Origin of the sequence: Bacillus sp. es.036, assembly GCF_002563635.1 — a bacterium.
Lineage (GTDB): Bacteria > Bacillota > Bacilli > Bacillales > Guptibacillaceae > Guptibacillus.
The window spans coordinates 3,523,427-3,543,382 of the sequence record NZ_PDIZ01000001.1 but is presented as its reverse complement, the minus strand read 5'-3'; the positions used below and the strand labels follow the sequence as shown (position 1 = coordinate 3,543,382).

General features: G+C 42.8%; 15 protein-coding genes, 1 pseudogene and 1 riboswitch. Of the genes and pseudogenes, 9 read left to right on the top strand and 7 right to left on the bottom strand.

What is annotated here, in order from left to right; all coding sequences use genetic code 11:
• Nucleotides 1-72 precede the first annotated feature (72 nt).
• Nucleotides 73-690, top strand: coding sequence for an NAD(P)-dependent oxidoreductase (locus ATG70_RS17760; protein ID WP_098445572.1), 618 nt, complete (start codon nucleotides 73-75; stop codon nucleotides 688-690).
• Nucleotides 691-727: 37 nt separating this feature from the next.
• Here the strand turns inward: ATG70_RS17760 and ATG70_RS17755 are convergent, their stop codons facing one another.
• The 3 genes and pseudogenes from ATG70_RS17755 to ATG70_RS17745 all read right to left on the bottom strand — a co-directional run bounded on the left by ATG70_RS17755 (nucleotide 728) and on the right by ATG70_RS17745 (nucleotide 4,398).
• Nucleotides 728-1,942, bottom strand: coding sequence for an iron-containing alcohol dehydrogenase (locus ATG70_RS17755; protein WP_098445571.1), 1,215 nt, complete (start codon nucleotides 1,940-1,942; stop codon nucleotides 728-730).
• A 15-nt stretch (nucleotides 1,943-1,957) separates the two neighbouring features.
• Nucleotides 1,958-3,487 (bottom strand): aldehyde dehydrogenase family protein, encoded by a 1,530-nt coding sequence (locus ATG70_RS17750; protein WP_098445570.1) that lies wholly within the window; start codon nucleotides 3,485-3,487, stop codon nucleotides 1,958-1,960.
• A gap of 18 nt (nucleotides 3,488-3,505) precedes the next feature.
• Nucleotides 3,506-4,398 (bottom strand): annotated as a pseudogene (locus ATG70_RS17745) (R2-like ligand-binding oxidase).
• 131 nt (nucleotides 4,399-4,529) lie between these two features.
• Here ATG70_RS17745 and ATG70_RS17740 point away from each other — a divergent pair.
• From ATG70_RS17740 to ATG70_RS17730, 3 genes are all read left to right on the top strand, one after another.
• A complete protein-coding gene (locus ATG70_RS17740; RefSeq protein WP_098445569.1) occupies nucleotides 4,530-5,225 on the top strand; it encodes a helix-turn-helix domain-containing protein in 696 nt (231 codons plus the stop codon).
• A gap of 105 nt (nucleotides 5,226-5,330) precedes the next feature.
• On the top strand, nucleotides 5,331-7,595 hold the full coding sequence (locus tag ATG70_RS17735) for a molybdopterin-dependent oxidoreductase (RefSeq protein ID WP_098445568.1): 2,265 nt from the start codon (nucleotides 5,331-5,333) through the stop codon (nucleotides 7,593-7,595).
• Nucleotides 7,567-7,884 (top strand): DUF1330 domain-containing protein, encoded by a 318-nt coding sequence (locus ATG70_RS17730; RefSeq protein WP_098445567.1) that lies wholly within the window; start codon nucleotides 7,567-7,569, stop codon nucleotides 7,882-7,884. The genes ATG70_RS17735 and ATG70_RS17730 overlap by 29 nt, the downstream gene beginning before the upstream one ends.
• Nucleotides 7,885-7,923: 39 nt before the next feature.
• On the opposite strand, the gene ATG70_RS17725 is transcribed toward ATG70_RS17730, so the two are convergent.
• Both ATG70_RS17725 and ATG70_RS17720 read right to left on the bottom strand, forming a co-directional pair.
• Entirely contained in the window at nucleotides 7,924-9,042 is a 1,119-nt protein-coding gene (locus ATG70_RS17725) for an NADH-dependent flavin oxidoreductase (RefSeq protein ID WP_098445566.1), read from the bottom strand.
• Between the two features lie 150 nt (nucleotides 9,043-9,192).
• Nucleotides 9,193-10,050, bottom strand: coding sequence for a MurR/RpiR family transcriptional regulator (locus ATG70_RS17720; protein ID WP_098445565.1), 858 nt, complete (start codon nucleotides 10,048-10,050; stop codon nucleotides 9,193-9,195).
• A 154-nt stretch (nucleotides 10,051-10,204) separates the two neighbouring features.
• On the opposite strand from ATG70_RS17720, the gene gnd reads away from it, so the two are divergent.
• The gene (gnd, locus tag ATG70_RS17715) at nucleotides 10,205-11,104 is read left to right on the top strand and encodes a phosphogluconate dehydrogenase (NAD(+)-dependent, decarboxylating) (protein WP_098445564.1); all 900 of its coding nucleotides are present in this window, start codon (nucleotides 10,205-10,207) and stop codon (nucleotides 11,102-11,104) included.
• A 193-nt stretch (nucleotides 11,105-11,297) separates the two neighbouring features.
• A complete protein-coding gene (gntK, locus tag ATG70_RS17710) occupies nucleotides 11,298-12,830 on the top strand; it encodes a gluconokinase (RefSeq protein WP_179886341.1) in 1,533 nt (510 codons plus the stop codon).
• A 320-nt stretch (nucleotides 12,831-13,150) separates the two neighbouring features.
• Here gntK and ATG70_RS17705 read toward each other — a convergent pair whose 3' ends face one another.
• Nucleotides 13,151-13,636, bottom strand: coding sequence for a CarD family transcriptional regulator (locus ATG70_RS17705; protein ID WP_098445563.1), 486 nt, complete (start codon nucleotides 13,634-13,636; stop codon nucleotides 13,151-13,153).
• A gap of 174 nt (nucleotides 13,637-13,810) precedes the next feature.
• Between ATG70_RS17705 and ATG70_RS17700 the strand changes: the two genes are divergently transcribed.
• Together ATG70_RS17700 and ATG70_RS17695 are read left to right on the top strand one after the other, a co-directional pair.
• The gene (locus tag ATG70_RS17700) at nucleotides 13,811-14,782 is read left to right on the top strand and encodes a Gfo/Idh/MocA family protein (RefSeq protein WP_257147750.1); all 972 of its coding nucleotides are present in this window, start codon (nucleotides 13,811-13,813) and stop codon (nucleotides 14,780-14,782) included.
• A 66-nt stretch (nucleotides 14,783-14,848) separates the two neighbouring features.
• A complete protein-coding gene (locus ATG70_RS17695) occupies nucleotides 14,849-16,012 on the top strand; it encodes an iron-containing alcohol dehydrogenase (protein WP_098445562.1) in 1,164 nt (387 codons plus the stop codon).
• Between the two features lie 41 nt (nucleotides 16,013-16,053).
• Here ATG70_RS17695 and ade read toward each other — a convergent pair whose 3' ends face one another.
• Complete coding sequence (gene ade, locus ATG70_RS17690) at nucleotides 16,054-17,769, bottom strand: adenine deaminase (RefSeq protein ID WP_098445561.1); 1,716 nt, start codon at nucleotides 17,767-17,769, stop codon at nucleotides 16,054-16,056.
• Nucleotides 17,770-17,810: 41 nt separating this feature from the next.
• Nucleotides 17,811-17,912, bottom strand: a riboswitch (purine riboswitch).
• Between the two features lie 210 nt (nucleotides 17,913-18,122).
• Between ade and ATG70_RS17685 the strand changes: the two genes are divergently transcribed.
• Nucleotides 18,123-19,778, top strand: coding sequence for a glycoside hydrolase family 13 protein (locus tag ATG70_RS17685; protein ID WP_098445560.1), 1,656 nt, complete (start codon nucleotides 18,123-18,125; stop codon nucleotides 19,776-19,778).
• Nucleotides 19,779-19,956: the final 178 nt, after the last annotated feature.

Sequence of the window (19,956 nt, the reverse complement as noted above, 5' to 3'; positions counted from 1 at the left end):
CACGGTGTTTCACATTCCTTACAAAAAGGGATGAAAGAGATATAACGCATGAGAAGGGGAGAGGTCAATACAATGAAGCTACTCGTATTCGGAGCGACTGGCGGTACTGGAAATGCATTTATCAAGCAGGCGATTGCGGCAGGGCATACCGTAACAGCATTTGTTCGAACACCTTCAAAGCTTGAAACGTCTCATAAGAATTTGTTAGTTGAAATTGGCGATGCGATGCAATCGGCTGATGTGAAGCAAGCCATGTCTTCTGATGTCGACGCGGTTGTTTCTTGCCTTGGGGCAAGTGGACTTGGAAAAACAACGGAACTTTCGACGATGACCGCGAATATTCTCGATGCGATGAGTATTCATGGTGTGAATCGCATTGTGTATATGGCTTCCGCAGGAATTAACAAAGAAATTCCGGGTGTAACAGGGTTCATTGCAGGTAAACTTTTGCAAAACGTTTTGGCTGATCACAGAAGAGCTGCTGATCTACTTAGTGCAAGTGAAGTAGAGTGGACAATCGCTCGTCCGATGGGACTTACGAATGATGACTTGACGGGGGAATACCGAAAGGCGCGAACGGGAATACCAAAAGGTGGACGCCGAATATCACGAGAAGATGTGGCTTCTTTTCTGCTTCAAACGGTAAGCAATCATCTTTATATTCGAGAATCAATTGGGCTTGCTTACTAAAAAAGCACCGTGAGGGAAACCCTCACGGTGCTTTTGCTTATACTGTTACTTTTTTAGCATGAATGACTCGTTCTCCAACTGCTTTAATCAATTCTGGAGGAAGCGGATAGTTGAGAGCGGCTGGATCCATTTTAACGGCGACAACAGTTGTCTCTAATGCTTCAGGTGGAATTGAATAGTCCTTAAAATTAGCAGGGAGTCCAATGTCCTGCTGCATGTTTCGGATTTTTTCAATTACCGCTGTTAATAGCGTCTGTTTCTCTTTCCCAGATGTCTCTAAATGCAGAGCTTCAGCAAGCTCTTTACTTTTCGGAAGGTAAAGATCTGGAAGTACTTCCATCACAACGGGTAAGAAAACAGCATTGGCGAGTCCATGCGGAATACGAAATAGGGCACCGTATGCATGTGCGAAATTGTGCACGGGAATAGCATTAAGGGCAAAGCTAAATGCCGTAATTCCCATCATGCTCGCCTGCAACATTTCCATGCGCGCATGAAGATTTTCTCCATGTTTCACTGCGGTGGGAAGATGGGATTCGATGAGGCGTATCGACTGTAGTGCATACGCATCTGTTAGAGCAGTAGCAGTTGGTGAGGCCAGCGCTTCAATGGCATGAGTTAAGGCGTCAAATCCAGTAAATGCAGTGATTTTAGCCGGTAAACCGGTTGTTAGTTCGGGATCTAAAATGGCCATGTCCGCATTAATGAAAGGGTGAATGATATTTGTCTTCATCTTTATTTCTTCGTTATAGATTACGGCAATGGGCGATACTTCGGATCCTGTCCCAGCTGTCGTCGGAATGGAAATATGAGGGATTGGCATGTAGGTCGCTTCTGGCCATGATAAATAAAGCAGTCCGCCTGGGATCGCTTCTTTAATATCGGTTAAGCCGTGATGAAGGGCATATTTAACTCCTTTTACGGTGTCCATTACGCTTCCGCCACCAACAGCGAGGAGCCCATCTGCACTTACTTCTCTAGCAAATTTAAGTGCAGCGTTCACATCATTGCTACCTGCATCCTGATGAATATCAAGATAAACTCCTGCAAGTTCTGGACCTGTCCCATGTGGTGTTAGCTCAAAAATTTCTTTGATCTTTTCAACAACTCCTGCCTGCTCAAGCCCACGGTCACTAAAGAGAACCACTCGCTTCGCTTCAAGTCCTCTGAAAAGGTCTGGAACGAGTGCGCGAGTGCCGGCGCCACTATGAATGGCGGTTCGAAGCATATATTGTGAATAGGTTAAAGACATACGTTTCGCCCTCCTTTATTTAGTTTGATTTGAAAAGAGAAGACTGTACCACGATCTCCGCTCAGCTTCTGGAACCATAGACGTATGCACATGTTTTACCTGCGTATACGCATCAAGGCAATGCTTGCCCATTTCTCTACCAATCCCGCTTTGCTTGTATCCTCCAAATGGCGCATCATTCCTTAGCATATGCCAGTCATTAATCCAAACAACGCCTGCACGCAGTTTGCGAACAACTTTATAGGCTTTATTCACATCAGATGTCCAAACCCCCGCTGCAAGGCCGTAAATTGTATCATTCGCCATCTGAATCGCATCATCTACGTCACTATAGCGAATGATGGATAGCACGGGTCCGAAAATTTCTTCTCGAGCAATGGTCATGTCGTTTGTCACATCAGCAAAAATCGTCGGAGCGATAAAATGTCCTTTCTCACAGCCTTTCACGTTTACCTCATGACCACCGCAAATGAGACGAGCACCTTCCTGCTTTCCTTTCTCGATATACGATAAAATGGCTTCTTTTTGTGTGGCAGAAACCACGGGTCCCATATCCGTTGCTGGGTCAATCGGGTTACCAAGCACAAGCTTTTCTGAAAGTTCTTTAAGGCCATCAATGACGTAATCATATAATTTATCTGGGACAAACAACCTTGTTCCGCTTTCACAGAGCTGACCTGAGTGAAGAAAAACGCCGAATAGGCTACCAGGAAGAGCGAGTGAAAGGTCAGCATCTTCAAGAATAATGGAAGGTGATTTCCCGCCGAGTTCGAGGGTTGTGTTTTTAACCGTGCTAGAAGCGAGGCTCATAATGTGCCGCCCTACTTCTGTGGACCCAGTGAATGCGATTTTGTCAACTTTAGGATGAGTTGCAAGAGGTTCACCAACGTTTTTTCCGCTACCAGTTACAACATTAATGACGCCTTTAGGGACGACTTCTGAAATGATCTCAGCAAGGCGGAGCGTAGTAAGCGGCGTGTAGCTAGCAGGCTTAATGACAATGGTGTTTCCCATTGCCAGTGCTGGAGCGATCTTCCAGGTTGCAATCAGCATCGGCATGTTCCAGGGCGTAATGGCCGCACATACGCCAATTGGTTCGCGCCAAATAAAGTTATGGGCCGGGCCAGGGAACGGTGGAGAAGGAAGGGTTTCTGAATACGTATAGTCGAGCACGAATTTGCCGAGCGTTTGGAAAAGGTCGACCATTTGAATAATGTCATTTGAAGCAAGCCTTCTTACTGTGCCGCCTGATGAAAGTGCTTCTAACGCGACAAGCTCTTCTCCGTTTTCCATGATTTTCTGAGCGATGGTATACAACAATTTAGACCGCTCTTTCGGGGGCATCTCCCGCCATTCTTCCCTTTCAAAAGCTTGAGTAGCAGCTTCAACAGCTTGATCTACATCTTCAGCTGTACCACCTGTTACTTTCGCAATCACATCGCCTGTTGCAGGGTTCGTCACATCAAACAGCGTTCCTCCTTTCGAGGGAGTCCATTCGCCATTGATGAAGAGGGGAAATGATTTGATTTCTACGTTAACTGACATCTTTTTTCCTCCTTTACATTAAAGAACGCCAACATCTGATTCAGTAGTGCGATAAATCTCGTTCATACTTTTTCCTTTTGCACGTGCCAGAATATCCATACGAACAGAAAGTTGTTTCATCGAAAAAGCCATAGTCGCATCAAGCGTATTTCCGAATGCACTATGTGTTCTTCCTCCGATTCCTTCTTGTGTAAGCTGTGCGGCAAGAGGAGCGAGTTGATTCATTTTGTTCTGAACAAGGTCAAAGAGAGGTGGGGATGTTCAGCGATCAGTCGCTGTAGCAAGAATGTTCCGTAGCCAATATGACGCGATTCATCTCGTTTAAGTAAACCGATGCCTTTCATTAATCCTGGCATCACATTTGCTTTTGCAAGAGATTCATAGAAAGAGAAATAGCCGGTTTCAGCAAGAACACCTTCCACAAACATGTTGTAGACGGTAGAGGCTTCCGCTAATGCTTCAGGTGAATGATCGTGCTGTAGCTTTTCCATCGCATCCGGCAAGATCGAGTAAAAAATGGTGCGATAGGTGTCAGAGTGAAAACGTGAAAGGTCGCCAGTCTGACCAATCTCATTTAGAAACAATCGAAAAAATTCCGTATGTTTGGCCTCTTCGTACAGAAAGGTTGTTAAATACATCTCTTCTTCCAATCTTCCTTCTTTTGCGATCACCATGATTAAAGGAAGAAGATCAAGCGTTACGGCTTCTTCACCAGCTTGAAATTGAGATACGAGTCTTAGAATTTCTTCCTGCTGATCACCGGTAAGAAACTGCCAGTCTTTCACATCTTGAGTAAAATCGATATCCCTTGGGTCCCATCCGCCAAATTTCTTAGCTTTTTGATAGAGTCTAAATGGTAGTGAATCTTCGTTAAGCCCACGCACACTCGTTGTGATCATTTCCTTTCGCATAATAGACCGCCTTTCCTTGCGATTTCAATGAGCACCTTCTATAATAAAAGAACGATCATAGAAAGCGCTTACATAACTAGTGTAACGAATGATGTCCAAAGGTTATATTCCTGAAAAGATAGGGGGGGATTATGTCGATGCATGAGGAAGCGTGGGTGCGCTCTTTTCATCGAATGCTTTCGATCAAAGATCCAATCCACCGTTGTGAAGTCATGATTCAGCAGTGCCTTGCTCATTTTCCATTCATGCGTGCGAGCATGTTCACTTTTTCCTACTTTACTAGTATAGGAGAAGGAATCCTTCGCGTGGATCGCCATGGCGTCTTCTCTATGAATGCTATTCGTGAAGACGTAAGGCGGATACCGCCTATTCAACGTGCCCTTCTTATGAACAAACCGGCTTTTTTAATGATGGATCAGCATCACCAGCTTTTCCCCGAAGAATACATCGAAGCGTACGATTTAACATCTGTTTTAATTATTCCTCTAAGCATTGAACGTATTGCAATTGGTTGTGTCCTTCTTGACGAGAGAGAAGAAGGAGTGACGATTCATCAAGGTCTTATTGAAGAAGTGATGATGTATTTTCAACACGCACTCGCTTACTTGCTCCCAACAACTCCAACAATCCCTAGTCCTTTAAGTAAACGTGAAACCGAAGTGCTTCAATATGCTGCTGATGGTTATAGTACGAAAGGAATGGCTCAGCATCTTAATATAAGTGATTTTACAGCTCGAGATTATATGAGTTCAGCGATTCGAAAGGTAAATGCGAACCATCGTGCAGAAGCGGTTGCAAACGCATTACGAAAAAAATGGATTCTATAGCTGCTAATCAGGATTTTTCTTTTTCTTGAATAATGATAGAATTTTCAGTAAACTTAAAATACTGACCAGTTGGTATTTTTAAATCGAATAAAGGAGGTTACTATGATGGATTCGGTTAAGGAGAACGTTCACTATCGTACCTGTCCACTTTGCGAAGCGACGTGTGGGTTAGAAATCCACACCGTTAATGGAGAAGTTACGCATATTGAAGGAGATAAGCAAGATCCTTTTAGCAAAGGGTATTTATGTCCAAAAGGGTTTAGTTTAAAGGAATTGCATCACGATCCAGACCGGATAAGAGAGCCGATGATTCGAAAAGGGGCGGAATGGTTTACAGTGAGTTATGAAGAAGCTTTTAAGGAAGTAAGGAAAGGCCTTCGGGGTGTGATTGAAAAGCACGGGCGGGATGCTGTAGGCGTCTATCTTGGAAATCCAAATGTGCACAACCTATCAGGCATGCTCTATTTGCCTCTGTTTCTTCGTGCGCTTGGAAGCCGTAATCAATACTCTGCCAGCACAGTTGACCAAATTCCCAAACAGTTAGCAGCAGAGTTTATGTACGGAAGCGACTTTAGCATACCGATCCCAGATATTGATCGGACACAGTATTTTCTAGTTATTGGCGCGAACCCGATCGTTTCAAATGGAAGCTTAATGACGGGACCTAACATGCGTGGGAGACTGAAAGCTTTACAGGACAGAGGAGGACGTCTGGTTGTTGTCGATCCAGTTCGTACAGCTACCGCTAAACTGGCGAATGACCATCATTTTATTAAACCTGGCACAGATGGGTATTTCTTATTTAGTATCCTTCACACCTTATTTGATGAGGAGTTAACGAAGGAAGCGCATCTTGCTCAGCATGTAAACGGCCTTTCGGAAGTGAAAAAATTGGCAAAAGATTTCCCGCCTGAAAAAATGGCAGCCGCATGCGGGCTTGATGCAGAAACGATTCGTACGATCGCAAGAGACATTTCTTCTGCCACGTGCGCTGCTGTGTATGGACGAATGGGGACATGTACACAGGCATTCGGAACAGTAAATAGCTGGTTAATTGACGTGATAAATTACGTGACAGGTAATTTGGATCGTGAAGGCGGCGTCATGTTCACAACGCCTGCTGCCGGTGGAAAAACGTCTAAGAAAGGCTATCGTTTTGATCGTTTTAGAAGCAGAGTTAGTCGTATGCCTGAAGTACTAGGTGAACTTCCTGTTGCGTGTCTTGCAGAAGAAATGGATACCCCTGGTGAAGGGCAAATTCGTGCATTCGTCACGGTTGCGGGTAACCCTGTTTTATCAACGCCAAATAGTAAGCGGTTACAAAGTGCGATGGAAGATCTTGATTTTATGGTAAGTGTTGACTGTTATTTAAATGAAACGACCAGAAACGCAAACGTCATCTTTCCGGCACCAACACCCCTTGAACGCTCACATTATGACCTTTCCTTTTATCAACTTTCGGTTCGTAATATTTCTCACTACTCGCCACGTGTTTTTGAAAAGAATGAAGGTCAGCTTGATGAGTGGGAAATTCTTCTTAAGCTTGCAGCATTAGTTGGAGAGGAAGAACCAGATCAAGATGCCGTAAACAAATTAGATGATGCATCGATACAATATCTTATCAAAAAAGATATTAATAATGATCGCTCACCAATTTATGGTCGCAACCCAAAGGACATATCGGAAGCATTAGAAGGACGAACAGGTCCAGAGCGAATGCTAGATTATATGCTCCGTTCAGGGCCTTACGGAGACCATTTTAAAAAGCAGGATGGTTTAAGTCTAAAGAAGCTTGAAGAGAACCCGCATGGCATTGATTTGGGAGCGTTAAAATCACGGATTCCAGAAGTACTTCTCACACATACAGGAAAGATCGAGCTCGCTCCTAAATTGATTGTAGATGACGTAACAAGACTTAAGAAGGAGACGAACAGATCCGATATGCTCCTAATTGGTCGAAGAAATTTGCGGTCAAATAATTCTTGGATGCATAACTTACCTGTGCTTATGAAAGGAAAAGATCGGTGTACATTATGGCTTAACCCATCAGACGGTGAGAGGCTTAAGATTCAAGATGGCGATGTCGCTGTTGTGGAATCAGAAGTAGGGCGTCTTGAAGTTATTGTGGAGCTAACAACCGACATTATGCCTGGAGTAGGAAGTATTCCCCACGGCTATGGGCATGGTCTTAGCGGTGTGAAAATGGCGGTAGCAAAGGATAACAAAGGCGTGAATACCAATCTATTAAGCGATGAAAAAAGACGTGATGCTGTCTCCGGAACCGCCGTTTTAAATGGGATTCCAATAACAGTTAGTAAAACAAAGAGTGGGAGGGAGAAGCATGGCACTGTACGCACTGAATCTATTTAATGTAAAAGACGGGGAAGAATATGCTGAATATGCTAGAAGGGCAGAAGAACCGCTGCGTCAATATGGTGGAAAAGTTGTGGCTATTGGGAAGCTCGATTCCTCTCCAGAAGGGGACATTGCGCCGAGGCAGGTGATGATGCTTGTTGAATGGGAGTCGAAAGAGGGCATTTACAACTACGTGAATGATCCTCATCTTGAAGATTTGCATCCACATCGTGAGCTTGGTGTCGATGATTTTGTTTGGCATTTGTTTGAAAAGCTAGAAAATCTGCGCCCTGTATTGAAATGAAGAAAGCCCCCGCAAAAAAATGTGGGGGCTTTCTTCATTTTATTCTTCGATTGGGAACCAGCCAGGTACGCTAAATATCGCGTTCCAAAGCGGATCAGGTAAAACGAGTTCTTGCTGTGCATCTTTCCGTAACGTTACACGAATGTTTTCTTCGTCTCCGTTTTGGACTTTCTCTACCCAGTTCGGTTCCATGATCATTTCGCGACCAAGGGCAATGAGAGGTACGCCTGTATCAAGTGCTTTTTCTACTTCATCTGGAGTATGAAGAGAGCCGACACCGATGACAGGAACAATGTGACCGATTCGTTCTTTGATCATTTCCATGCGTGGTGTAGGGTCTTCCTCACGCATCGAACCTTGATAGAAATCGGATAGTGAAACGTGAACATAATCCAGATTGCGTGTGGCAAGCACATCTACAAGCTGAAGGGTATCGTCCATTGTGATGCCAGGATTTTCACGTTCTTCAGGTGAGATGCGATAACCAAGAACGAAAGCACCACTAGCGTGTTTTTTAATTGCTTCTTGGACAGATTCTAAGACAGCTAATGGGAATTTCATGCGATTTTCAAGGCTTCCACCCCATGCATCTTCTCTTCGGTTTGAATGAGGAGAAAAGAACTGTTGGAGAAGGTACGTATTTGCACCATGAAGTTCTACTCCATCAAACCCCGCTTCAATAGCTCTTCGCGTTGCTTCACCGAAAGCTTGAATGGTTTCTTGAATTTCATCTTCTGTCATAGCACGAGGTGTTTTCGAACCTTCACGCTCAGCTGGGACAGCACTTGCGCTAAGGATTTCTTCATCTGGAACGAGCTCTGGAGGGCACATTCTTCCGCCATGGAAGATTTGTAGAATGGCTTTTGCCCCTTCAGAGTGAATGGTGTCTGCTAATTTTTTGAGACCTGGAACCTGTTCATCGCGGTTCGCTCCAATTTCACCAGCGAAGCCTTTTCCGTGCGGAAGCACATAAGCACAAGCGGTAATAACTGCACCTACACCGCCAGAGCGCTTTTCATAATAAGCAAGTTCCTGTGCGGATACAGTGCCGTCATCATTTGATAAGAAATTGGTCATTGGAGCAAGCATGACACGGTTCTTTAATTCTACCCCGGAAGGTAGCGTATAAGTTTGTAGCATTTTTCGATTTGAAGTCATTGTGTTCCTCCTTTTGTACACGTACTGTAATTCTAACCCTTACAGTTTAGCACGACGATTCTTAATTTGTCTTACGATGTGCTTTGATTTTATTGGAAGTAAGGAACATTCAAATAAAAAAACCGCCAGGATCGGCGGTAGTCGTTTAAGTTAAATTCGCTTTGAAGAGATGGCTTCACGCATAAGTTGCAGTGAGTGCTTTGATTTTTCTTTTCTCGCAATCATAATATTTACATAAAGCGCATCAACGAGACTTAGCTGTGCAATCCTAGATGCGAGAGCTTCAGAGCGAAAGTCTGTTTCTTGTGAAACGGTATAGAGAGGAATATCAACTTTTTTACTTAGTGGCGAGGTAGCCAGATTCGTGATAGCGATCGTGGTTGCCCCAGTTTCACGTGCGATGTCAGCTACGCGAAGCATATCTTTATTCGTACCAGAATGAGAAATCAAGACGGCCACATCGCTACTTGATAGCTGAGAGGCTGACATGATTTGCAAATGTGCATCGCTATATGACGTAGAGCGTAATCCTGTTCGAATAAACTTATGCTGTGCGTCCATCGCAATAATTCCAGAACCACCATTTCCGTAAAATTCAATATGTGTTGCTTTTAATAAAATTTGAACGGCCTGATCAATCGTCGCATCATCCAATATGTGGTACGTATCCTCTAGCGTTCGAATGTTTGATCGAAGCACCTTTTCGGCAACCTCTTTCGGGGAGTCCGTTTCTGTGATGGTTTCATGAATATCCTGAATCGGATTAACAATTTCTGCAGCCAGGGCAATTTTCATCGCTTGAAAGCCTTTGAAACCGATTCGCTTACAAAAACGAAAAACTGTTGCATCAGCTACATTCAAGTCTTCTGCAACCTGATTAATTGTGCTGTGGATAATCTTATTCGAATTGTTTAATATATAATCCGCCACCTGTCGTTCTTTTTCGCTAAATTGCGAATAAGAAGAGCGGATTCTTGGAAGGCAATGACGGGTTTCCGTATCGGACATGTTCATTCTCCTCTCTATCACTCCTGATTTTATCATTGTAACCGATTACAATTAAGATGAAAATAGATTCCGCTCAACCAATTGAAACAAAAAATATTTAATGTATAATTAGTATATAAGAAAAAATATTTCATTCGTATAAGGAGTTTTTCATATGAACGTCGGATTAATTGGTCTTGGCAAAATGGGATACAACCTTGCTCTAAACTTACGTGATCATGAACATAACGTGATCGTACACGATGCAAATGATGAGCAGGTTCAGAAAATGAATGAAGAGGGCTTTACAGGAAAGCACTCTCTTAAAGAAGTGGTAGCATCACTAGAATCACCACGTATTCTTTGGATGATGGTTCCTTCAGGCGATATCACTGAAGCTGTTACAACTGAATTGTCGGGCCTTCTCGACCGTGGTGATATAATCATTGATGGCGGGAATTCCCACTATAAGGATTCAAAGCGCAGAGGCGAAATGCTTTTAGAAAAAGGCATTTATTTCTTTGATGTAGGCACAAGCGGTGGGAAGTCAGGTGCACGCAATGGCGCTTGTACGATGATCGGTGGAGATAGCACTGTGTTTGAAACCATTGAGCCATTATTTAAAGACATTTGCGTTGAAGATGGCTACCTCTATACTGGTGAGTTGGGTAGCGGTCACTTTTTGAAAATGGTTCATAATGGCGTAGAATATGGCATGATGCAGTCCATTGCAGAAGGTTTTGATTTATTAAGTAAAAGTGAGTACGATTTTGACTACGAAAAAGTGGCACGCGTATGGAATAACGGTTCTGTTATTCGTTCTTGGTTAATGGAATTAACCGAGCAGGCTTTCTCAAAAGATGCTAATCTTGATGAAATTCGTGGTGTGATGAACTCATCAGGTGAAGGGAAATGGACAGTAGAGACAGCTCTTGATCTCCAAACAGCAACTCCTGTTATCGCACTTTCCCTAATGATGCGCTATCGTTCATTAGAAGACGATACTTTCACTGGTAAAGTCGTTGCAGCTCTTCGTAATGAATTCGGCGGTCACGCAACTGAAAAAAGCAATTAAATAGATAGACGTGGGAAGCATGTTGACGTAAACATGCTTCCTGATAGTTTAATGACTACTGGTTTGCTTTATTTGAACGCGCTTACAGTTGTTTTAAGACAACTTTCGTAACATGCGTTCCTAGAAGCTATAATAAAAAAGTGGAAGATCAATCAAGTAGGAGGAATGGCTTATGACGATGAAAGAGCAATTTATGATTGGTGTCGATATCGGGACAACGAGTACAAAAGCCGTTCTATTTAATGATGACGGTCAGCCTGTTTCAAAACATAATGTGGAATACCCTCTCTTTACACCAACACCCGCGACGGCAGAACAGGACCCAGAGCAAATTCTACTAGCCGTCGTAGAGTCGATTCGGACGGTAATTCAGGATAATCAGTTACGTGGGGAGCAAGTGAAATTTGTTTCATTTAGCTCAGCGATGCATAGTTTAATTGGAGTAGATGAAAACGGAAAGCCGCTTACAAAATGCATCACATGGGCAGACAACCGAAGTGCACAGTGGGCTGAGAAAATAAAAAATGATATGGATGGACACGAAATTTATCGCCGAACAGGAACACCTATTCATCCAATGTCTCCGCTCTCGAAACTCGTTTGGCTTAAAAATGATGAAAAAGAATTATTTCAATCAGTTGCAAAGTTCATTTCAATTAAAGAATACGTTTTCTATCGCTTTTTCCATGAATACGTGATTGACTATTCAATCGCCTCAGCAACAGGCTTATTTAATCTAGAGCAACTTAATTGGGATGAGGAAGCGCTAAAAATCGCTGGTATTACAGCTGACAAACTGTCTAAACCGGTGTCCACAACACAGATGATGTCTGGATTAAAAGCACCTTATATTGAAGAGACAGGGCTTACTTCTGAAACCAACTTCATCATTGGGGCAAGTGATGGTGTCTTATCAAACCTTGGTGTTAATGCCATTGAGCCAGGGGTTGTAGCCGTAACAATTGGGACAAGCGGAGCAATTAGAGCCGTAACCGACCGTCCCGTCACAGATCCAAAAGGACGCATCTTCTGCTACGCTCTTACAGAAGATAAGTGGGTTGTAGGTGGTCCTGTAAATAACGGAGGCATCACGTTCCGCTGGGTACGTGATCAGTTTGCAGCATCTGAAACAGAAACAGCAAAACGCCTTGGCATTGATACGTATGAAATTCTAACTCGAATTGCCGAGCAGGTGAATCCTGGATCTGACGGTCTTCTTTTCCATCCTTATCTTGCTGGCGAACGTGCTCCATTATGGAATTCTGATGCGCGCGGAAGTTTCTTTGGGCTTGCGATGCATCATAAAAAAGAGCACATGATCCGTGCAGTACTTGAAGGGGTTATTTATAACTTATACAGTGTCCTGCTTGCACTTGAAGAGCTAATTGGTGAACCGAAGCAAATTAAAGCAACAGGTGGATTTGCTCGATCAGCTCTTTGGAGACAGATGATGGCCGACATCTTTAACCAAGAAGTAACCGTTCCAGAAAGCTATGAAAGCTCCTGCCTTGGTGCCATCGTTCTCGGTAAAAAAGCGCTCGGCGAAATCGACTCACTAAGCATCGTCTCAGACCTAGTAGGAGATACATTTAGCCATGAACCCAAAAAAGAAAACGTCCAAATCTACTCAGAACTACTCCCAATCTACATCAGAATCTCAAGAAAATTAACCGAAGAATACACCGCCATAGCCAATTTTCAAAACAAAACATTGGGGAATAAGTAAAGCGGAAAAACCCCGTTTAGACCCGGCAGACACTGGAGCCTTTCAAAATGAACACGCCCTTTGTGTTCAGGTTGAAAGGTGAAGTGGCCGAGGGTCTGGGGTTTTGTAGCTAGCACAAACTAAAGCGTATGTGCCACGTTTAGACCCGGCAGGCACTGGAAGCCTTCAAAATGAACACGCTCTTTGTGTTCAGATTGAAGGCTGAAGTGACCGAGGGTCTGTGGCACAGAAGCTAGCCCAAGCTAAAGCGTATGTGTCAAGCCTTCACCTATACAAAAAGGGACAGCCTCATTAGGCTGTCCCTTTTTGTATAGCTAAAATTAATGTTTAATCGCTTCTTTTAAGATAACAGTTGCTTGATCTAACTCAACATCTTTTGTCAAAACGATCTCGCTTATGAGAAACTGCTGGGCGTTTTCCAGTAGTTTTTTATCGTCAGTTCCGAGTGGTCGTTTCTTGTTTAGGGCAACGAGCTCACGGATTACTTCCACATGATTGTGGATGTCTCCTGTTTTAAGCTTGTTCATATTATCCCTGTAACGCTGGTTTCTATTTGCACTGGGTTCTTCTACGTCAACTTCTTCGTTAAAAGAAGTAAGTACTTGATCCATTGTGCTGACGTCAGACACTTCACGGATTTTCAGGTTTTCCGTCTTTCCTTTTGGAATCATCACCTGAATGTCACGAAAAGGCATATTAAGAATATAATAGATCTGAGTTTCACCCAGTATTTCTTTTTCCTCGATTGCTTCGACTATACCTGCACCGTACATGGGATAAAAAATCTTATCGCCTACCTCAAACAAGCGCCCACCCCCAAATTTATAAATTATAGCACATCTCCTATTATAACATAAACAATTAATTTGTACGAATGGAATATTTTTTTCGATATGGCACTTTGATTGATTGATCGATGCAAATTCCATTACAATTATAGACAAATCTGGTTTTGGCCAACTATGGAGGCGGTTACAAAAATGAAGATTGGAATGATTAGTTTCTGGCACGTCCATGCAAAAGATTATGCAGAAGAAGCGCGGATTCATCCTGATGTGGAAATTGCAGCTATCTGGGACGAGAATGAAGAGCGTGGAAGAAAAGAAGCCCAAATAAGAGAAGTAGAGTACATAAGTGATTTAGAAGATCTTCTCAACCGAAAAGAAATAGAGGGGGTTGTTGTTAGTTCACCGACAAATCGTCATAAAGAAGTAATGGTACAAGCAGCTCAAGCAGGGAAGCATATTTTTACCGAAAAAGTTCTGGCGTCTACTGAAGAAGAAGCGATCCTAATACTGAATGCAGTGAAAGAAGCTGGAGTAAAGTTATTTGTTTCATTGCCGCGCGTTTATGATGGCTATACGGAAGCTGTTCAAAACTTGATTGAATCAGGTGAGCTAGGAGAACTGACGCAGACGCGCGTGCGACTTGCTCATAATGGAGCGATTGCTGATTGGCTTCCAAACCATTTCTATAACAAAGAGGAGTGTCAGGGGGGAGCATTAATTGACCTTGGTTGTCACCCAGTGTACTTAACGAGACTTTTTCTTGGAATGCCTGAACGAGTTACAGCTCAGTTCGGATATTTAACGAAGAAAGATGTAGAGGATCAGGCTATCGTAACATTCGGGTATAGGAATGGCTCTTATGGAATAGCAGAAACGGGTTTTGTAACGACTCACTCTCCATTTACCATTGAAATACACGGCACAAAAGGGTCAGCTATCTACGGCATACCTGATAAAAAGCTAATCAAAAAAGTTTCGGAGAAATGGGAAGAAGTTATGATACCAACGGATAAACCTTCTCCATTTTCACAGTGGGTTGACCACATCCAAACGGATAAAGGGACAGATGAAAACCTTGCGCTTGCTCTTGATCTAACCGTGTTAATGGAAGCGGCTTATCAAGCAGAGAAAACTAAGTCTGAAGTTGTCATCAATCCCCGATAGTCAATCCTACAGTTTGGCGATTGGAGTATGGTACACTAGCTTCGACTAATGACAATGAGGTGCCTTATGAAACCATTTTTACAATACAATCCGACCCGTCTTTATTTTGGCAAAGACAAAATAAAGGAATTAACAGGAGAACTTCATTATGGGGTGAAAGTTCTTGTGGTATATGGTGGTGGAAGCATTAAACGAAACGGCGTTTATGACGCTGTCATGACTGAACTTAAGAAAGTAAATGCAGAAGTGCACGAGCTTTCGGGAGTAGAACCGAATCCTCGTCTCACCACAGTCGAAAAAGGCTCTGCCATTTGTAAAAAAGAAGGCATTGATTTTCTTCTTGCAGTAGGTGGCGGTAGCGTCATTGACTGCACAAAAGCGATAGCTGCAGGTGCGCACTATGAAGGCTCAGCGTGGGATTTGATTACACAAAAGGAACCAATTGAATCAGCTCTACCATTTGGGACAGTGCTAACCCTTGCTGCTACAGGTTCGGAGATGAACTCCGTCTCGGTTATTACGAATTGGGAAACGAAAGAAAAGCTAGGATGGGGATCACCGCACGTATTTCCAACGTTTTCTGTACTTGATCCTACATACTTATTTTCAGTTCCAGAAAACCACACTGTTTATGGCATTGTTGATAGCATGTCGCATGCGCTAGAGCATTATTTTCACCGCACAAGCAATACGCCGATGGTCGATGGATTTATTGAATCCCTTCTCCGTACGGCGATTCAAACAGGTCGAAAGCTACTAAGTGATCTAGAATCATATGATCATCGTGAAACGATGATGTATATTAGTACGACGGCTTTTAACGGAACATTGAGCAATGGCACTGATGGCGGTGATTGGGCCACACACCGAATCGAACATGCTGTATCAGCCGTTTACGATATTCCTCACGGTGGTGGATTGGCGATTTTATTCCCGAACTGGTTGGAACATGTCCTTGAAGAAGATCCTTCTCGAGTGAAACAGTTAGCCGTGAACGTTCTTGGCGTATCGCCAGAAGGGAAAAGTGATTACGAAGTGGCTGTAGAAGGAGCGAAAGCACTTCGTACGTTCTGGAACTCTCTTGGTGCACCATCTCGTCTCGCAGATTATGAGATCGATGATGCTGAATTCGAAAGTATGGTTGAAAAAACCTTTATTAAGCCAGGCGTTGGCACATACAAAGAACTTGATCGGGAAAGCGTTCGAGATATTCTAAAACGCTCCCTTTAATGCAAAAGCAGCATGGCGCCGGCGCCATGCTGCTTTCTTCTTTACTCATTAATGGAAATGTGGCGAAATTCTTGAACATTAAAAAGTCCCATGTCGGTTAATTTAAGCTCTGGTATGACCGGAAGACTTAGAAAGGAGAGTGTTAAAAAAGGATTAAAATCCCTCGGGGCACCTATTTCTTGTAGCGCCAGATCGATTTCTTCTAGTTCTCTCACCACAGATGGGTAATCGTTAGTTGAAAGAAGTCCCGCAATGGGAAGTGGTAATTTCGCAATCACTTCCTGATTTCGCACAACCGCTAAGCCCCCCTGCATTTCTTGAATAACTTCTGCCGCTTTCATCATATCTTCATCGTTTGTTCCGGTCATAATTAAGTTGTGGGAGTCGTGTCCAACGGTTGTCGCTATCGCTCCATCTTGAAACTGAAAACCCTCTACAATGCCAAGTCCGATGTTTCCCGTACGGTGATGCCGTTCAATAACGGCTAGTTTCATTAGGTCCTTTTCAGCACTTGAGACAAAACCATTGTTCGCGTTGCGATCAACAATGAGCTTTTTTGCTTTTGTCACAATCTGATTAGGAATCAATTTAATGACATTTGCTTCTTTGTCCGTTACTGGTAAATGAAGGTGTTCTTTTTGAAGCGTTGGTAAATGAACGGAATTGGTTATTCTTTTCGAAGGCGTTACCTTCGCGATCCTCTTCGTTTTACCTTTTTCTGCAACAAGCTCTCCAGCTCGATAAACGTTTGCAACAGAAAATGATTCGACGTCATCTAGGAGAAGGAAATCAGCATCAAGACCTGGTGCGATCGCTCCTTTCGTTGTTAAACCAAAGCACTCTGCTACGTTTAGTGAGGCCATTTGAATCGCTACGAGAGGATCTAGCCCTTCTCGGATAGCGAGTCGAACATTATGGTCCACGCTTCCCTCTGTGATCAGGTCGTCAATATGCTTATCGTCTGTACAGAACATGAATCGTCTTGCATTTCGCTCGGTTACAGCGGGAAGGAGCTGCTTTAAGTTCTTCGCGACGGAGCCTCCACGAATAAAAACATACATTCCTCGTTTAATTCGCTCAAGTGCTTCTTCGGCCGTGATACATTCATGGTCAGTTCCAATGCCAGCCGTTTTATAAACATTCAAAGCACGGGCATCAAGACCTGCTGCGTGGCCATCTATCTTTCTGTTTTGTGCGTCATGCAATTTGTGCATCATAGAAGGGGATGTATTAGCGACTGATGGATAATCCATCACTTCAGCTAGACCGAGAACGCGGTTATGTTCATAGAAAGGCTTCAAGTCTTCAGCCAAAAGAATCGCTCCTGAGTTTTCAAACGGTGTAGAAGGAACGCTTGAGGGAAGCATAAAGTATATGTCCATTGGGACATTCTCAGAATCTTGAAGCATATACGAAATGCCTTCAGTCCCTGAAACATTTGCGATTTCATGAGGGTCAGTGATGATCGTCGTTACCCCACAAGGAAGGACGGCTTTTGCAAATTCAGATGGAGGAACCATTGCGGATTCAATATGAACGTGGGCATCTATTAAAGAAGGAACAACATACTTTCCCCTTGCATCAATCACGTGCTTTCCTTCGAATTTTCCTATTCCTGCAAAAACGCCACCGACGATCGCGACGTCAGCCTGGATAAACTCGAGGTTGTAACTATCTAAAACAAGTCCATTTTTAATTACACAATCGGCTGGGAGCTCTCCAGCAGCTGTTTGAATTCGTTGGATTAGTTTATCCATTGCTTTGCTCCTCTCAGTCTAGACAGAGGATGACAGATTCACATTGCCAGAATTGTCATCGTAGTCAAACCATTTACGGTAGTTTGGTAGAAACCTTTGGACCATATCTCCAAAATTATACGAAACCTGGTACGTATTATTAGCGTATTTTATACATGTCTTGGGCGCTCGTCAATAGCATCTAACATTACGACCTAAAAAATACTTTCAAATTCATATTGATAAATGAGATAAATCCAAGTAAACTACAAGTAGGTAGAAGTAAATACGCAAAAAAGAAAGCGCTTTTTTTATCGATTTTTAGGCAAACGTTTGCACTTTACGAACTTACTAAATAGATGAGGTGTAGAGATATGAAAAGAATCTGGTGGAAAGAAGCTGTAGGCTATCAAATTTATCCACGAAGCTTCCAGGATTCAAACGGTGATGGTATTGGTGACTTACAAGGCGTCATTCAGAGGTTAGATTATATTAAAGATCTTGGCATCGATGTGATTTGGATATGTCCAATGTACAAATCTCCTAACGATGATAATGGGTATGACATTTCTGATTACCAGGATATTATGGAAGATTTCGGTACAATGCAAGACTTTGATTTGTTGTTAAAAGAAGTTCACAAACGGGATATGAAATTGATCATTGATCTCGTTTTAAACCACACAAGTGATGAGCACCAGTGGTTTATTGAATCCCGTTCATCGAAAGAAGATCCGAAGCGTGATTGGTACATTTGGCGCGATGGAAAGAATGGTAAGGAGCCAAATAACTGGGAAAGCATTTTCGGAGGCTCGGCATGGGAATATGATAAGAAAACAGATCAGTATTTTCTCCACGTCTTCTCAACGAAACAGCCAGATGTGAACTGGGAAAATCCTAATGTTCGCGATGCCCTGTATGACACGGTGAACTGGTGGCTCGATAAGGGGATTGATGGTTTCCGTATCGACGCCATCAGCCACATTAAGAAGCGTTCAGGTTTTCCTGATATGCCGAACCCCAAAAATGAAAAGTATGTTTCTTCATTTGATATGCATATGAACCAAAAGGGAATTCAGCAGTTCCTTCAGGAATTTAAGGATGAAACGTATTCGAAGTACGATGTGATGACGGTTGGAGAAGCGAATGGTGTAAGCATTGATGAAGCTGATCAATGGGTAGATGAAAAAGACGGCAAAATGAACATGATTTTTCAATTCGAACATCTTGGATTATGGGATGCCGAAGAGAAACCTGATCTTGATATTGTCTCACTAAAAAAAGTGCTAACACGTTGGCAAAAGGGCCTTGAAAACAAAGGGTGGAATGCCTTGTTTGTTGAGAATCACGATAAGCCACGTGTTGTGTCAACCTGGGGGAACGATCAGGAATATTGGAGAGAAAGTGCCACTTCAATGGGAGCGATGTATTTCCTTATGCAAGGAACGCCATTTATTTACCAGGGGCAAGAAATTGGTATGACCAATGTTCAATACCCTTCTATTGAAGATTATGATGATGTAGCTGACAAAAATCGCTACCGCATTCAGCGAGAAGCAGGAGTAGCTCATGATGCTATTATGAAAGTAATTTGGGCATCTTCTCGTGATAATAGCCGAACACCAATGCAGTGGAATGCCGATAATAACGCTGGCTTTTCTTCTGGCACACCGTGGTTGAAAGTAAATCCAAACTATACGGATATAAATGTTGAGAGGCAAGAAGCTGATGATCATTCAATTCTATCTTTCTATAAGAAGATGATTGAGCTGAAGAAAAACAATCTTGTTTTCACTTACGGAAGCTATGATTTACTACTTGAAGAAGATCCGCAAATTTATGCTTATACAAGAACAACAGCGCATGACAAAGTTCTTGTTCTCACAAATCTATCGATCGAGCCAGCTGTATTTGATTCGAATCTTACGTTGGAGATGAACCAACTGCTTTTGAACAACTATCCTGTTATTGAAGAAGTGAATGATTCTATTGTATTAAAGCCTTATGAGGCAAGAGTCTATCGTCTTTAATATATTTCATTAGAAGGCAGCCGTGCTTTACGGCTGTCTATTTTGCTAGGTTTACAGGTGGAAATACACACCAAAGTCGTTTTGTTATCTATAATTTACCAAAATTGTCGAATCATTAGGGTAAATATGAATAGATTTCTAGAAAAATTTACCGTATAGTGTTGGTTAGTGGGAGGTA

Coding starts and splice junctions, on each gene's coding strand:
- ATG70_RS17700 (WP_257147750.1), top strand. CDS start 13,811: ATGAAGATTGGAATGATTAGTTTCTGGCACGTCCATGCAAAAGATTAT.
- gnd (WP_098445564.1), top strand. CDS start 10,205: ATGAACGTCGGATTAATTGGTCTTGGCAAAATGGGATACAACCTTGCT.
- ATG70_RS17685 (WP_098445560.1), top strand. CDS start 18,123: ATGAAAAGAATCTGGTGGAAAGAAGCTGTAGGCTATCAAATTTATCCA.
- ATG70_RS17740 (WP_098445569.1), top strand. CDS start 4,530: ATGTCGATGCATGAGGAAGCGTGGGTGCGCTCTTTTCATCGAATGCTT.
- ATG70_RS17760 (WP_098445572.1), top strand. CDS start 73: ATGAAGCTACTCGTATTCGGAGCGACTGGCGGTACTGGAAATGCATTT.
- ATG70_RS17725 (WP_098445566.1), bottom strand. CDS start 9,042: ATGACTTCAAATCGAAAAATGCTACAAACTTATACGCTACCTTCCGGG.
- ATG70_RS17695 (WP_098445562.1), top strand. CDS start 14,849: ATGAAACCATTTTTACAATACAATCCGACCCGTCTTTATTTTGGCAAA.
- ATG70_RS17735 (WP_098445568.1), top strand. CDS start 5,331: ATGGATTCGGTTAAGGAGAACGTTCACTATCGTACCTGTCCACTTTGC.
- ATG70_RS17750 (WP_098445570.1), bottom strand. CDS start 3,487: ATGTCAGTTAACGTAGAAATCAAATCATTTCCCCTCTTCATCAATGGC.
- ATG70_RS17720 (WP_098445565.1), bottom strand. CDS start 10,050: ATGTCCGATACGGAAACCCGTCATTGCCTTCCAAGAATCCGCTCTTCT.
- ade (WP_098445561.1), bottom strand. CDS start 17,769: ATGGATAAACTAATCCAACGAATTCAAACAGCTGCTGGAGAGCTCCCA.
- ATG70_RS17755 (WP_098445571.1), bottom strand. CDS start 1,942: ATGTCTTTAACCTATTCACAATATATGCTTCGAACCGCCATTCATAGT.
- ATG70_RS17730 (WP_098445567.1), top strand. CDS start 7,567: ATGGCACTGTACGCACTGAATCTATTTAATGTAAAAGACGGGGAAGAA.
- gntK (WP_179886341.1), top strand. CDS start 11,298: ATGATTGGTGTCGATATCGGGACAACGAGTACAAAAGCCGTTCTATTT.